Below are 14890 nucleotides of genomic sequence, written 5' to 3' on the forward strand. Positions count from 1 at the left end.
TGGATCCTACTGGACTCGAACCAGCGGCCTCTCGCGTGTGAAGCGAACGCTCTAACCAGCTGAGCTAAGGATCCGATAACGGCAATACTGTATCAGAATTTCACACTACTCGAGGTTCAACCAGCCCCTCGATTTTCGTTCATTTCCTGACCGAAAACCGAGGAGCCTGTGATAATTTTCTGGTGCATCACTTAGCCTGCATTGCTGAAGGCATGGTCTATCTGTTCGTCGGTGAAACCTGTATAGGACAAGTAGCTACGAGCCTCTTCGTCGGTGGAATCATCCATCAGGTCTCGATACGACTCGAGCGCTTCGACCGCTTGTTCGTTATAGTTCACGTCAAGACCATTCAGGGCAGAATCGATGTGTTGGGACTCAAATCCCGAATATTCCAGATAATCTTCAATACCCGTTTGTGAATAGCCGTTGTAATCGCTGTCCACCAACTCTTGTGCTTGACCGGCTGCTTGCTCCTCCCAATCAACATCCAAATTCGTGATGGCATAATCCACGGCTTCGCTGTCGTACCCGTCGATCTCCAATAGACCAGCCATGTCATCCGGGCCCCAATAGGAATACGCGCTATCAATTCGTTCTTGGGCTGCCGCGAGAGCATCATCGCTGCTTCCGCCTGTGCCCGGTGCCATTCCACCGTTATCTTCGCGCCCTTCTGCTGGGTCAGGTTCCTCTACTTCAGGGTCGTTGGACGGGTCCAACGACTCTGTCGGATCTGCCGGGGTCGGATCAGTCTGCTCGGTTGGAGCCGGATCCGTGGCGTTCGGATCTTCGTCGTCTCGGAGGAACAAGGCAAAAATCAGGACAACAATACCGATGACCACGATGCCGATAATGCTCCAGAACCACCATTGCTTATACGCAGGTTTCGGTGGCGGTCCGCTTCCGGGCATTTGCGCACCCTGCCAGGCATGAGGGTTGTTCGGATCATAATACTGTTGATTAGGGTCATAGAACTGCTGGTTTGGATCGTAAAACTGACCCGCCTGCCCCTGCCATTGGCTTGAAGCACCGTATGAGTGCTGTTGCGCACCGGGCCACGTTTGGGGGTCTTGCTGCGCCCAAGCCGCATGATCTTGACCCTGCCATTGTGAGTCGTTTTGGCCCTGCCAAAATGGTTTCGTATGCTGCGGTTCGTGCTGCCCCGGACTGGCCCATTGCGGGTCATGCCACTGGTTCTGTGGCGGTATTGCCTCGGTTGGCTCGTTGTCACCCCGGGGAGATTGATTAGCAGCGCCATCTCCTTGAGGCCATTGCGGCGCCGACCACTTGTCGTTCGGGTCCTGATCGTTCGACATGCGTCTCCTTTATGGCTCAGGCCTAGAATGTTTCGCCAATGACCATTGGCACAAGATAGTTGAGCTTTACGGTACCACTGACAACACAGCATACTGAAGCAATATGCGCTCAAAATTTGCAGACCAGCGCCACGGTGTGTCATATCCCCTAACGCGAGCGGTAGATGAATTGGAGGAGACGAAAGTTCTAAGTCTCCTAGTCGGCGATGGTCTAAAGTAAACGCCAGCTTACCGCGGCATTTCACAGACGATGAGCGTCCAACAAAGTTCACCACAGCTCTCCCCTTTCGTTGCAATCGTGCGTTAGCGTGGACCATGAAGACGCACTGGGAGATTGTGACCGGCCTGAACCGTACTCGGATCAGGTTAGCTATATTCGCACGATTGGGATCACTTATGGCAGTGGTATGGGACGGAAGAACTGACGAGGAAAAACTTCAGGAGCTGCTCCGGCTCGGAGAACAGACTCAGCTGGAGTTCAAGGTCGAGCTAGATTTACGCGATCGGAAACACGAACTTGATTTCGTCAAAGACGCCGTAGCCATGGCAAATCGTCCGCCCGGGGGTTACATTCTGGTCGGTATCACCGATGAGGGCACCTTGCCGGACAAACCATGGCGCATCAAAAACCCGCAAATGTTTGATGGCGCTACACTGCGGGACAAAATTGGTAAGTACATTGAAGCCGATATCGAAGTTGTCTCCCAGATCCATACGGTCAATGGCAGTGACGTTGTCGTAGTGGCGATCTTTTCTACCCGTTCCGGCCTCCCCGTCCCGATGATGCGCGTCGGACAATACAATAAGCCCAATGGCAAAGGCCGGATGAAAACAAAAACCGTGTTCCGGCCCGGCGAAATTTTTATTCGAGATGGCGCAGGAAACGTACCGGTGCGCTATCGGGACTGGCCATCGGTGCTAGCACAGCACGACCAGCATATGAAAGAAGCCGCGACCAGCGACGTAAACTCCCTGATGTCCAAGCTTGCCGACGCAATCGGCGGGAACAGCAAGGTCAATGTACCGCTAGAACCGTTCCTAGCGGATGAAACCGTGTCCAGTGCCATTCGAGCCAACATTCGGCAGGGCAATCGAGCCGAGCTGAAGATCTTCCTGCAGAACTCTCGCGATGACATCGTGACGAACGACGATCTCATCAAGCCCTTGGTCCGGCTCGTTGGCGTCGGGTGCGAAGCAATGCTGGCTGATGACCATGATTTGGCCATCAAAACCCTTGAGACCATGTACGACGCGTTTACCTCTATCTCAAAATCACCCAGTGCTGTGGCGACAACGGTTGTCGCCGGTTATCTATTCGGTGCTGCCGCCATCCGCACGGGCAGCTGGGAACTCATTCCTGAGCTCGTGTTGCGACCGTTTCAGCGAACCCCGACGCATGCGCGATACAGTTCCTGGATTCGTTACGGCCAGATCGAAGCCTCAGTCCATAACCAGTATCCGTTTTCATCCCAGCCGGTCCAGGAAAACCCGCATGACGAAGATAACGGCACCATGATTTCGGAAGGACTGTCTTGGGCTCGGACGTTTCCCCTCCTGAGACCAGACGTCCTGCATGACTTCGGACTGAATACCAATAAAGCCCGCACAACTGAAACGCTGCTGAACTCATTGTGCCAGTTCGATTTTCTCTACGCTTGGATGGTCAACGCTTCAGCACGACAGCACGGTGGCGGTGGAGCCTACGCCGCGTCTTCTGCGTTCAAGCACTGGCGGACGTTACCCATCATTGAGCGCACCATCACCAACGGAGAGATCCGGGCCAAGCTCTTTCCCGCTTCAACAGAGAAAGAAATTGCCCAGGCGCTGCGCAGTACCTATACCCACGCCGAAAAGGTCTCGAACCGGGAGAAATACTTCACCGGGTGGGAGCCGCTTCCGCCGTGGATTGCAGAATTCATTGGCCAGATTGTCGAAGGCGGCAAGGGTCCTGCGCCTCAGCCACCACCGTCGTTAGGCGATTTGAAACGCGACCAGCCCTCGAACGTGGTCAATTTCCGACATTTACGCGCAAACCAATAACGCTTGTCGTCCGCCTGACCTCAAGCAGATTAGAGAAAATATTTCTGCCATTTTGTCCCGTACGCGGCGTTCCTGAGCTGTTGATCGAGTTCAGCGCGAAATCGGCTATGCTCATCCGAGAGGTGCTGGTAGAACTCTGCCGCACGAGTCTCACTGAGGAGCCGCTGCTCAAGCCCTGTCGGCACCACGGGCTGTCCGGCTGGCACCTCGAGCAAGAACTCCAGCATGCCGCCGTCATCGAGGTCGATGAACCGCGGTTCAGGGAAGTGATTGGTCACGGTCTGCTCCAGGGCAGCTATCCCGACCTGTGAGATAAATTTCCGTTGTTTTCGTCCTCGAAAATTCGCTGGCAGGTATTCCGGGAGCACCACGTGGGTTATAAGAGCAGCAGAGTAGGTTCCGTCTGTTCCCAAATAGATTTCAAACAAATCATAAGGTTGCGATCCTTCTGCCACATAGGACAGATGATCGTTCGCACTCAGATCTACTGGCTGGCGTGGAAGAGACATGACCACTCCGTCGCGTATCTATCGTCAGGAATGCATTTAACAATACACACATCGCCATCCTGCCAGAACCATAGAAGACAAAAAGCACCCCGGGCACGACCAGCTAGGCCATCGCCCGGGGGCACGTAGGATACTAAAGTGGTGTACGGCTCACAGCGCGGCATCCATTCCTCTCTGCTGCAGAATCTCACGCTGATTGGGGTTCACGGATTCTCGAAACGGCACGGGGACTACCTGGGCCGCCACCGGACTGCCCGGAATATCCGAGTATTTTTCCGGTAGGTGCACCCACAATTCAGTGCCAATGGCGGAAGCCTCAATGGGCACGAACCCCATGGCAATGTTTTGCCCCAACTCCGGAGAGAACCACGGCGAGGTGACGTAACCGGTTGGACTTGCCTCGGCGGTTTGCGAGATAAGCCAGAAGTCCGGGGCGTAGTCGTCAATCGGGGCACCGCCCATAATCATGCCAACCATCTGGTGGGTAAATGGGTACACCCCAACATCTAGTTGATCGCGTGCCTCTTCCAGTGCTGCTTTCCCGATATAGGGTGCATCTTTTTTGCGCGGCACCTGATAAGCGAGGTTCACCTGAAACGGCAGAACCTCCTGGTCCATGTCCTGACCCCACGAGAGGATGCCAGCAGCAATGCGACGATGGTGCGCCGGCGCGATCACAGATAGTTTGTGCTTCTCACCTGCCTGCAGAATAGTGTTCCATAAATCCTCGGCATGCTGGGAGGCATCATAGAGGTAAATCTCATAGCCTTTCTCCCCAGAAAAACCAGTTTGCGAAATAATCACATCATGCCCAGAAACCTGACCCTCAGCAAGACCATATGATGGCAGTTCAGCAATGGCGTCACCAAAGAGATCTACCATCAAATCTACAGACTTCGGCCCTTGAATTTGGACCGGTGCGACGTCGATCTCTTGAATGTCGACGTCAAAGCGACGTCCCACATTGATCCCCTGTAACCAGAGCTCCAGATCCGAATCTGAGATAGAGAACCAGAACTCATCTTGAGCAATGCGGAGCAAAACCGGGTCGTTGAGAATACCCCCTGCTTCATTGCACAAGATCACATAGCGTGCCCGCATGACCGGTATCTTCGTGGCATCTCGAGTAATCACGAAATTCACGAATGCTTCGGCATCTGGCCCTTTGACTTGGATCTGGCGTTCAACGGCGACATTCCACAGCGTGACGTGATGTACGAGCGCCTCGTACTCCACCATGGCTCCCCCATCTTCGGGGCGAACATAGCCGCGTGGATGGTACATCCGGTTATATACAGAAGCACGCCAACAGCCCGCATCCATAGAAAGATGCCAATACGGGGATTTTCGAACCCGGGTATCGATCAGCATTTCGACCGACGTGGGACCAGACTGGCGCAAATTAATAGGTACATGACGATCGGATTGATCGACGGAAGGGATATTCATGTTCATGTAGGACCTCCCACTGAGAAAGGAGAGCGCATCGTAGCGGACACTAAAACCCGCCCTCGCTGTTGCATAATGCGATGCATGTTTCGAACTATGCACCACATACCAGCATTCTACGCGTGACGTCCATCACAGGTAAAGGGCTCTGGGAGCTTAAATTTTTGTGCCGCGCCGCGGACTAAGCACCAGGGATCGTGGGGTCAACTCGGGAGAAACCTAGCCGCGCTTCAAAATCTTTTGCCGCAACCCTGAGCGCTCCCAAGAACTGCTCAAATCCGGCCTCGGGCATACGAAAGTCTGGCGCAGTCACTGACACCGCGGCCACTAATTTCCCGGTTGCATCCCAGACAGGGACTGCCAAGGCGTTAATGCCCTCTTCCCACTCCCCGACAGCCGCGGCCCACCCACGGTGCCGAATCACTTCGAGTTCTTCCGCTAACTCAGCAAAGTCGGTCCGGGTTGCCGGAGTGAAGCCTTCAAGCGATTCCACGTTGAACCGATCCCACACCTGAGACGATGCATAGGCCAGCAAAAGCTTTCCGGTAGAAGTTGCGTGCAGTGGAGCTCGCTGCCCCACATACTGCCCAGCGACCCCGACCATGCGCTGGCCTGCGCTTTGCGTAATCGTCACCGCATAACCACTATCGAGTATTGCCACGTTCGATGTTTCTTGCGTCGCCTCAGCTAATGCATCACAAACCACTTGGCTGTCACGGGCGAGGTCGAAGCGGGTCGACACGGGGTACGCCATGCGCAAGAGTCCCAGTCCGAGGCGATACTCCCCACGGTCCGAAACTTGCTCAACAACATCGCGTAACTCCAGGGTGGTCAACAATCTTGACGCCGTCGATCGATGAACACCAAGCTTCCGGGCGATGGCCGACGTCCCAAGTGAGGACGACTCAGTCAACAATTCCAAAATCTGCATCGCACGATCCACTGACTGTATGGGAGCAGGCGTCCCCGCATCCCCACCATTCGCGTCGACAGCATTTTCGTCAGCCACGCCTCGTCACCCCTTGTCAGCTCTCTGCCGCCCGTTGACTCCTCCAAAGTTCATGGCGGCAGCTGACCCCAACTTAGCAAGCTCGCCACGACCCGAGCGACCTTCAAGGCATATCAACATTCCACACCTAATGCACTGGTTGAATTTTGGTTTTCTTATAAGCGAAACAGTGTTGGCCGACACACTCCCGACGCGTACTCTGACCCATATCAGCAGAAAATCGATTATTTTCGAACGCAGAATGATGAGGATGAGGGTGTAATGACTGTCACTTGGAGAAAATCCGCTCTTACTGAACGCCACCGCGCTCTAGGGTCTACCTTGGAACCATGGAACGGTATGCCAACTGCCTGGGAATACGACGACGACATCGATAACGGTTACAAGGCGATTCGCACCCAGGCAGGCCTGATGGACATTTCTGGCCTGAACGTAGTCCACGTTGTCGGCGCACACGCCGAGTGGGTTCTCAACCGCACAGTCACTCGTGACGTTCGAAAGATCTACCCGGGCAAAGCTGCCTACGCGACCATGCTCGATGATCGCGGCATGCTTGTCGACGACGGCATCATCTACCGCACTGGTCCGAACTCGTGGCTCGTAGTCCACGGCAGCGGTACGACTCTGGAGCAGCTGAACAAGGAAGCCGTTGGCCGCGACGTAGCAGTGCTCTTCGACAGCGACGTCCAAATTCTGTCCTTGCAGGGCCCGAACTCGGTGGATTATCTGGAACAGCATATTCCTGGCCTGCGTGACCTCAAGTACTTCCACCACATGGACACCCAGCTCTTTGGTCATTCCGTTCTGATTTCCCGCACGGGCTACACCGGGGAACGAGGCTACGAAATCTTCTGTAAGTTCGACGATGCCGTGGACATCTGGGACACCATCCTCGAAACTGGCAAAGACCAGGGCATCATTCCGGTACAGTTCTCGACCCTGGATATGTTCCGCGTCGAAGGTGCAATGTACTTCTTCCCAGACGATATGTCTGAAGCACACCCACACGAGAATGACCTGCCAGGCGACACCCTGTGGGAACTGGGCCTGACCTTCACCGTCAGCCCAACAAACGAAGAATTCCGCGGCATTGCACAGCACCAGCACCGTGAAGGAAAAGAACGCTTCCGCCTGTACGGCGTGGAGCTGGATTCAGATCAGGCAGCCGAAGCTGGCGATCGCGTCCTTGACGACAAGGGCAACGACGTAGGCGTCGTGACCTGTGGCATGTACTCACCGATCACCAAACGCTCTGTGGCGCTAGCACGGCTGAACCCAGAACTCGCGACCCCAGACATCGCAGTCCAGGTACAGGGCGAGGCCGACACGACTGCTGCGAAGACTCACAGCCTACCGTTTGAGGATCCGAAGAAGCTGAAGCCTCGAGGTAAGGCCTAAACCATGCAGCAGAAGATCACCAGCCCACCAGCTGAAATTCAGAGTCGTCCGAAGTACCACGAGCTGGCCGCAGTGCCTAGCGCACAGTGGAATCTCGTGATTGCCGAGGGCGAGGGCATGCTGTCAGTACTGCGTATGCTCAACGAAGCCCCAAAAGGGTTTAGCGCACGCACCCACGTGGTCTACTTGACGTCCAATGAGGGCGATGATCAGGACTATGTGGGGCAGCTCGAAGAATTCGGTCCGATCAGCGTCAACCAAGCGCTGACCCGGAAAGAAGCCCTGCACCGCTTAAGCAAACTCTTGGAAACAGCCAAAATGGGTACTCGACTCTATGCGGTTGGCGGTGAGACGTTCCTCGGGCTGGTCATACGAGAAGCCCTCAACTATGGCATCAACCATGAATCGGTCATTACCGAACTCCGAGGATCACTTGCCCGCCGTGTTCAGTGCGTGCATTGCAAGTTCATCGCCGAAGGTGTGACCACCTCATTTTATGATTGCCCTCGTTGCGGCGAGACGTTAGAAGTACGAGATCACCATTCTCGTCGTCTCGCGGCGTTCCAGGGCGTCTCGGCAACCGTAGAAACTCCAGGCGAAACGCCTGAAGTCGAAGAAGTGTATCCATGAAACCACCAAAGAATGCAATCAAGGTACGAGTTGACGAAGTAGACGAGGTCGCCGAGCAGATCCGGCGATTCCGTTTCACTCCGATCGATCAAGCTGACTTGCCTGTGTTTTCTCCGGGATCAAATATCACGGTGAATATGGATGGACCTGAGAAGCGAATCAAGAACCAATATTCGCTCATCAGTTCCCCCGATGCTCGAGATGCATACGAAATTACTGTTTTGCGTGTCGATGATTCACGCGGTGGATCAGATTTCATGCACACGGAGGTTTCCCAGGGCGATACGCTGTGGATTAACCCGCCGAATAATGAATTCGCCATCTACGATCTTGCGAATAAACATCTCTTGATCGCCGGTGGTATCGGCATTACACCGTTTATGTCGATGGCGCCGCAGCTTGCTGCACGAGGCGCTGACTTCGAGCTGCATTATGCAATGCGTTCGAAAAAACGCGCCGCCTACAGCGACGAGCTCGGGAATCTGTACCCAGAACAACTGCACACCTATCAGTCCAGCCTGGGACAGCGAATCCAGTTTGACGAACTGCTCGACAACCAGCCACTTGGAACTCACCTGTACGTGTGCGGCCCAGAGCGCATGATTGACGATGTTCTTGAAATTGCTCGCCAGGCCGGTTGGCCCGAAGAAGATCTCCACTGGGAGAAGTTCCTCGGACCACCACCGGGCGATCCATTCGATGTGACACTGGCAGAATCAGACATGAATGTCCACGTCGGCCCCGAAGACTCGATTCTCGAAGCAGTCGAAGACGCCGGAATCGAACCGGACTTTGGCTGCCGCGGTGGAGTTTGCGGTCGGTGCGAGACCACAGTGCTCAAGGCTGACGGGGAAATCCTGCACAACGACGAATTCCTCACAGATAAGGAACGCGAATCGGGTGAGCACATCATGATTTGTATGTCGCGGTTCAAGGGGAAAGACCTAACCCTCAAGCTGTAAACGGTTCGGTGTGAGAGTTCCACCGAGCAAGGAGATGAAAATGTCGATCACATTCAACTCGGAGACGTTCCGAGATGACTTCACCTATTACAACAGTCCAGAAGCTATCCAGCGCTTTCCATTCCCCTTTGACGAAGACACGTACATGTACGCAGTCAACATGGAACAGCATAATCCCGGTGAGCGCGGCTCTGTACTGGAACACCCCATCGACGTTGACGAACACTACGTCGCAGAGATGGAAGACCGCGCCATGGTTCTGGCAGAAGACCCCAAGCGCACCCAGACGCTGCCTCACATGGAGACCGCCGCGTGGGACACGCTTGAGCTGCTGTTCGGCCTCATGGCGCGTGACTACCCAGAACATTTCACCTTAGAACGTGATGGCACGACCTGGCACTGGATCAACCGTCCGCTTGGGCTTGACCACACCTTCACTTTCGGTGATTCGTCCACGCTGCCACCTCGTCCTGGTAGCCGAGGTGACGTTCCAATGGAACCATTGGAATACGTCACTCGTCAGGTACAGGGCGATTACGCGGTCCTGGACCAACGCGCGGACAACTTGTGGATGGACGCTGGAACCGTCACAAGCCAGGCCGACTGGTCGCTAGATTTCGACATCGGCATGGACTTTTACGAGTGGCATGGACCAGTCCCGCTGGCCCATGAAATGGGTATCTTCGATCGAGCGCTCAAGTATTTGCTGAGCATTGAACAGCATAATCCCGGGCGCCGTTTGAACTGGACCATGACCATCAACCCCCGTTTAGATACCAGCCCTGAAAACTACAACACATGGGGCGTCGACCGCACCACGGTGACTCCGGAGAATGTTGGCGAGAAGGTTCACCTACGAGTAGAACTCCAGACCTTCTTCCGGTTGCCTCGCTCGAACGCCCTGCTGTTTCCAATTCGCTGTTACCTCATTAGTCTCAACGATCTGGTAACCGTTCCAGGGTGGGGCAAGCGCCTGCACCGCGTACTGCGCGACCTGCATCCAGATCTGGCGGAGTACAAGGGTCTGACCACTTATCTACCGACTGTCATTGAGTGGCTATCGGCTTACGACGACGAATCCGAGACGGTCGACCAGGCCGGATAAGACGGACGCCGCCACCTAGATCATCCATACAAAAATCCCACTGCCCATCACGGGTAGTGGGATTTTTTATGCACTGACGATGCTGTACCTTGTAGACGTACGCGGAATCGGGTGTTCACTTCTGGCCCGATGGGACCGCTCTTTGAACTGCCCCGGCGACCCTTGTGTGTAGTAGCTAAAGCCAGCGAGCACTGCGGGCACTGCGGGCACTGCGGGCACTGCGGGCACTGCGGGCACGAAAAAGCCCTAGTACATTGTGTTTGCAACATACTAGGGCGGGAGAGCCCCCTACCAGATTCGAACTGGTGACCCTCTGTTTACAAGACAGATGCTCTGGCCAGCTGAGCTAAGGAGGCGTGGCCGACTAACCTAGGTCGTGTCGACCCTGGCTAGTCTAGCCCAAATCAGCAGGAAACAAAAACTGTACGACTACTTGTTTGCTTCATTACCCTTCGAGCTGTGCCTCGGCAAACTCTTGGAAGGATTCACCTCCGCCGGTATTTTCATAGTACTCACCGTCAACCCATACAGAAGGTGTTCCGGCGATCCCAGCTTCTATTGCCTTTGCGGTTGTGAAGTTCACGAAGGGACGGTAGGTGTTATCTGAGATGCAGTCGCTAATGTCAGCTCCCGCATCGGAGGCGACACCTTCCAACTCGTCGTTTGTTAGACCAGCGCCCTGATGCGTGTTGTAACTAGCAAAGAGTTCGCTAACGAAGTCTAAGGAGCTCTCTGGAGCTTCTTCAGCAGCGCAGGTCGCTGCGTTGGCAGCTCGGGACGAATAGTTATCGGTACCTGGATTGTCTAAGAAGTTCACTAAACGGTATTCAACAGAGTGACCGTCAGCGGCGAGCTCACCAATTGCTTCGGAGTTCTCCGCTTCAAAGGATGCACAGTGTACGCAGTTGGCATCAGCATAAATGATGATATCTGCGGAATCTGCCCCTGGCACTTCGGTCGGGGATGCCCCTGCGCTCTCAGGGTTCGGTTCATCAACCTCGGTAGCGTCAACCTCATCTGGCGCATCACCTTCGGCCGGCACGCCGTCTTCAAAGAGGATCCCGCCGGAAGCAGTCCCCGAGGTCGGTGTAGGACCTGCATCAGGGATTGAACGTGAGGTATTCATCAGCGTTACGACGACGATGATAGCAACCACGGCTGCAATCACCCCAACGATTGTCCAGGTGATCGTGCGGGAGCGACGTTTTTCTGCTGCCAGTTGATTGGCATGCGCCTGCCGTGCTGCATCACGGGAATTGCCAGCTGATTTGTTTTTGGCCATTATCCTTTACCTAAGCGAATCGAGGTTGTTAAGTTTTGAACGAGATAGAGTCTACGTAAACAAACTGTATATTGCCTGATGAACTACTGCGACTCCGACAGTTCTGGATGCTCACCTTGGATTGATGGTTCACCCGTGTCCGGGTCAAAAGCAATCCGCAACTCAAGCTGTTCACCGTCGGTAGTCGTCACGTGTGCTTCCAAGAGGTTTCCACGCCACTGCTCTGGGACGACTTGCTCAATTTCGGGGTACTTGGCGATCGTGTTGGATTCGACAAGATTGTTCTGGTGAACCTGTCCTACCATCCCATAGGCGATACCGCCCACGCCAAGAGCCAGTGCGATTGCCGCTGCGATCGTCTCAATGCGAACATCTCTCGGCGCATCTGAACGCTCGCCACGGGAGTCCGTCCCTTCGAACCGCCTGGACTCACCTTCATTCCAGGCTTTGAGCCGACGTTTGCGCCAGAGAGCATGCGCTAGGATCGCTGCGCCGGCAATCGCAAACACAAAACCTATGCCGACGGCTAGTTGCGGCGTTTGTAAATCCAGGGGTTCAAACATATCTCCATTGTCCCCGATCCAGTCGAGCACACCAGTTAAATCACGCAGATTTGACTGTACGCGTAGTCAGATCGACGTTATAAGGTCATGCATCGTTCCCTGAAGGTTGAGAGTATGGTGAACTTGGAACTATGAAAATTGCTACCTTTCGACTGCCTCACGCGCGACCTGATCAACCGGGCGCCACGTTTGCAGCGGTAATTACCGAAACTTCCTTCGATGACGACGGAGTTGAATACGCCACCCAGGCGATAGAGCTCCAGGGTATTACCGATGCCGGTGCCTACCTGACCTTGCCGCCACGTGAACGTACCATCGCAATTAGAACGGCGATGAGCGAGGCCCAAGAAGACCCCGGCAAAGTACTTGACGTAACGCAGTTCGGTTATGACACATTGATTCCGTACCCGTCGAAGATCTTTTGCATTGGCCTCAATTACCGCAACCATATTTTGGAGACTGGTCTCGAGTTGCCAGATTATCCAACAGTATTTGCCAAATATGGTCAGACGCTTACGGGTCCATTCTCTGATATTACTGTTCCGGAAGCCGATCACCGCATGGACTACGAAGGTGAACTCGCAGTCATCATTGGGGCCCCCGGAAAGAATATTCCGAAGAATCAGGCCATGCGTCACGTAGGCGGTTATGCCGTCAGTAACGACATCTCACTGCGTGGCTATCAAGGACGCACCGACGAGTGGATGCAAGGGAAGATATTCGAGGCAACAACTCCTATAGGACCCTGGCTCGTTTCCGACGACGAGTTCGATCATGACGCGCAGCTGACAACACTGGTCAACGGCGAGGTTCGTCAGAATGACTCAGTTAGTGACCTCGTATTTGGCGTCACGGAGTTGATCGAGTATCTCTCGGAAATGATTACGTTGTTACCAGGCGACATCATCATGACTGGGACTCCCGGCGGTGTCGCACTAGCCATGCGTGATGAGAATGGACGGCGCCCGTGGCTACAACCAGGTGACGTTGTCGAAACACGTATTGAAGGTCTGGGAGCCCAACGAAATGTCATCAAATAACAGAATAGGTATCTTGGGCGCCGGCCGTGCGGGAACTGCCATTGCTAGGGCTGCCGCCCGTGCAGGGGTGGACGTACAAATAGCGTCTACAAGATCTCCGAGCCAAATGCGATATCACCTCTTGCAATATGCACCGCATGCTGAAGCTGTATATGCCCCTCAGATCGGTACTGGCGTTGAGCTTGTCGTATTAGCTGTGCCCCAAGAAGATCTCGACGATGTGGACCCTGAATGGTTCAATACTCGCATTCTCGTAGACGCCACGAACCGCTGGGAAGAGGAACCTCTTCCGGAGTGGTTCACAGCGGGTTTGAGATCGGGTTTGAGTTCCTCGGAGGTCATTGCCCAGCAGTTCCCCAATGCACAGGTCGTCAAAGCCCTGAATCACATCTCCCATTGGGCAATGGACGCGCCACGATCTGATGATGCTCGAGCTGCTGCCGTTTCGTCAGATAGCCCAGAAGCGGCGCAGGAGGTGGCCGAACTCGTCCGTGTATTGGGCTTTCAGCCGGTGGTTGCGGATAGCCTGTCTGCAGGCCAACACACTGAGCCCGGCACCACGTACTTCAATGTCGCTGCAACTTCCGAACAGTTGTCACAGCAGCTCATCTAACGCGTCCGGTGATGTGTGATGCAACCGAAAGACTAAGAGCGACGACCGCGCCGCATCAAGTAGCGGCGCTGCAGATCTTCAAAGTATTGCGGTGTGCCAGGGTCGGGTGTGCCAGGATCAACTTCCGATGGGGTGTCTTCGTTAATCGCCCACAGGGAGGAAGTATCGATATCGGCCGTGAGCTGTTCATCTGGCTGCAGCATGGCGTCCCGGACCATTGAGACGTGTTCGATACCTGCCTCATAAAATGGCTCACCCTGCGTCTCGAGTCCAAATGTGCGGTACCAGTCCTGTAGATGGGATTGTGAATGCATGACGAGCCGCTGATCTGGGTAATAGGCCATCACGGCACGAATCAACGCACTGGCAAGGCCCAGTCCTCTGAAGGGCTGATCTGTCGCTACACGGCCTATAGACAGGGTATGAGAGTCTTCCCGCAGGACGCGAAGAGTCGAGACTGGGACTCCCTCAATCTGGATCCACCACACTTGAGTAGTAGGCTCTAAATCGCGACCATCGAGTTCTTCAACGGATGTGATGCCCTGTTCCATAACATAGACACGATAGCGTAGGCGCGCAATATTATATGCGGTCTCATGACGCATCTGTGTCCAGTGTGCATTTTGGATTTCTACCATAGAGGTATTCTAAAGCACCTGCGCGAAGAACACACACTGCACGATGAGGCAGGACCCAAACTCCCATAGAAGATTACTAACCCAATGGCGGTGAGGGTGTTTGTGTGTTAAATGGGTGGAAGCCCCTACCAAACCACCGCCCAACGAGCGGGGTGTTTGATAAGGGCCTCCCCTTTCAAAAAAGTGTCCGGCGGTGACCTACTCTCCCACAACCTCCCGGTTGCAGTACCATCGGCGCTGTGAGTCTTAGCTTCCGGGTTCGGAATGGGACCGGGCGTTTCCCCCACGCTATAACCACCGTAACGCTACCACCACACACCCAACAAACCCGGGGTGTGG

At 54.6% G+C, this 14890-nt stretch carries 14 protein-coding genes, 2 tRNA genes and 1 rRNA gene; 7 read left to right on the top strand and 10 right to left on the bottom strand.

Annotated elements, in window-relative coordinates:
- Window positions 1-74: transfer RNA gene (locus G583_RS0112645), tRNA-Val, on the bottom strand.
- A gap of 117 nt (window positions 75-191) precedes the next feature.
- The gene (locus G583_RS0112650) at window positions 192-1313 is read right to left on the bottom strand and encodes a RecX family transcriptional regulator (RefSeq protein ID WP_022871548.1); all 1122 of its coding nucleotides are present in this window, start codon (window positions 1311-1313) and stop codon (window positions 192-194) included.
- A 396-nt stretch (window positions 1314-1709) separates the two neighbouring features.
- Here G583_RS0112650 and G583_RS0112655 point away from each other — a divergent pair, with 396 nt between their 5' ends.
- Window positions 1710-3353, top strand: a complete 1644-nt coding sequence (locus G583_RS0112655) for an AlbA family DNA-binding domain-containing protein (RefSeq protein WP_022871549.1) — start codon at window positions 1710-1712, stop codon at window positions 3351-3353.
- A gap of 29 nt (window positions 3354-3382) precedes the next feature.
- Here G583_RS0112655 and G583_RS0112660 read toward each other — a convergent pair whose 3' ends face one another.
- From G583_RS0112660 to G583_RS15985, 3 genes are all read right to left on the bottom strand, one after another.
- On the bottom strand, window positions 3383-3862 hold the full coding sequence (locus G583_RS0112660; protein ID WP_022871550.1) for a hypothetical protein: 480 nt from the start codon (window positions 3860-3862) through the stop codon (window positions 3383-3385).
- A gap of 150 nt (window positions 3863-4012) precedes the next feature.
- Window positions 4013-5311 (bottom strand): glycine cleavage T C-terminal barrel domain-containing protein, encoded by a 1299-nt coding sequence (locus tag G583_RS0112665; RefSeq protein ID WP_245540632.1) that lies wholly within the window; start codon window positions 5309-5311, stop codon window positions 4013-4015.
- 181 nt (window positions 5312-5492) lie between these two features.
- On the bottom strand, window positions 5493-6320 hold the full coding sequence (locus G583_RS15985; RefSeq protein WP_022871552.1) for an IclR family transcriptional regulator: 828 nt from the start codon (window positions 6318-6320) through the stop codon (window positions 5493-5495).
- A 261-nt stretch (window positions 6321-6581) separates the two neighbouring features.
- Here G583_RS15985 and G583_RS0112675 point away from each other — a divergent pair, with 261 nt between their 5' ends.
- The 4 genes from G583_RS0112675 to G583_RS0112690 are packed head-to-tail and all read left to right on the top strand — an operon-like array spanning window position 6582 to window position 10415.
- The gene (locus tag G583_RS0112675; protein ID WP_029629579.1) at window positions 6582-7718 is read left to right on the top strand and encodes an aminomethyltransferase family protein; all 1137 of its coding nucleotides are present in this window, start codon (window positions 6582-6584) and stop codon (window positions 7716-7718) included.
- Between the two features lie 3 nt (window positions 7719-7721).
- Window positions 7722-8348: a dimethylamine monooxygenase subunit DmmA family protein gene (locus tag G583_RS0112680; RefSeq protein ID WP_022871555.1), complete on the top strand. Its 627-nt coding sequence runs from the start codon at window positions 7722-7724 to the stop codon at window positions 8346-8348.
- Window positions 8345-9310 (top strand): PDR/VanB family oxidoreductase, encoded by a 966-nt coding sequence (locus G583_RS0112685; RefSeq protein WP_022871556.1) that lies wholly within the window; start codon window positions 8345-8347, stop codon window positions 9308-9310. Before G583_RS0112680 ends, G583_RS0112685 begins: the two co-directional genes overlap by 4 nt.
- A gap of 40 nt (window positions 9311-9350) precedes the next feature.
- Window positions 9351-10415, top strand: a complete 1065-nt coding sequence (locus tag G583_RS0112690) for a heme-dependent oxidative N-demethylase family protein (protein WP_022871557.1) — start codon at window positions 9351-9353, stop codon at window positions 10413-10415.
- Window positions 10416-10697: 282 nt separating this feature from the next.
- On the opposite strand, the gene G583_RS0112695 is transcribed toward G583_RS0112690, so the two are convergent.
- The 3 genes from G583_RS0112695 to G583_RS0112705 all read right to left on the bottom strand — a co-directional run bounded on the left by G583_RS0112695 (window position 10698) and on the right by G583_RS0112705 (window position 12260).
- Window positions 10698-10771, bottom strand: a tRNA-Thr gene (locus tag G583_RS0112695).
- Between the two features lie 89 nt (window positions 10772-10860).
- A complete protein-coding gene (locus G583_RS15990; protein WP_022871558.1) occupies window positions 10861-11697 on the bottom strand; it encodes a DsbA family protein in 837 nt (278 codons plus the stop codon).
- An 83-nt stretch (window positions 11698-11780) separates the two neighbouring features.
- Entirely contained in the window at window positions 11781-12260 is a 480-nt protein-coding gene (locus G583_RS0112705; protein WP_022871559.1) for a hypothetical protein, read from the bottom strand.
- 131 nt (window positions 12261-12391) lie between these two features.
- Between G583_RS0112705 and G583_RS0112710 the strand changes: the two genes are divergently transcribed.
- Together G583_RS0112710 and G583_RS0112715 are read left to right on the top strand one after the other, a co-directional pair.
- The gene (locus G583_RS0112710; RefSeq protein ID WP_022871560.1) at window positions 12392-13300 is read left to right on the top strand and encodes a fumarylacetoacetate hydrolase family protein; all 909 of its coding nucleotides are present in this window, start codon (window positions 12392-12394) and stop codon (window positions 13298-13300) included.
- A complete protein-coding gene (locus tag G583_RS0112715; protein WP_022871561.1) occupies window positions 13287-13913 on the top strand; it encodes an NADPH-dependent F420 reductase in 627 nt (208 codons plus the stop codon). Before G583_RS0112710 ends, G583_RS0112715 begins: the two co-directional genes overlap by 14 nt.
- 32 nt (window positions 13914-13945) lie before the next feature.
- On the opposite strand, the gene G583_RS15995 is transcribed toward G583_RS0112715, so the two are convergent.
- Together G583_RS15995 and rrf are read right to left on the bottom strand one after the other, a co-directional pair.
- Entirely contained in the window at window positions 13946-14551 is a 606-nt protein-coding gene (locus G583_RS15995) for a GNAT family N-acetyltransferase (RefSeq protein WP_022871562.1), read from the bottom strand.
- A gap of 185 nt (window positions 14552-14736) precedes the next feature.
- A 5S ribosomal RNA gene (gene rrf, locus G583_RS0112725) occupies window positions 14737-14853 on the bottom strand.
- Window positions 14854-14890 lie beyond the last annotated feature (37 nt).

The sequence above is a fragment of the Yaniella halotolerans DSM 15476 genome (assembly GCF_000420805.1).
In the GTDB taxonomy this organism is placed as follows: Bacteria; Actinomycetota; Actinomycetes; order Actinomycetales; family Micrococcaceae; genus Yaniella; species Yaniella halotolerans.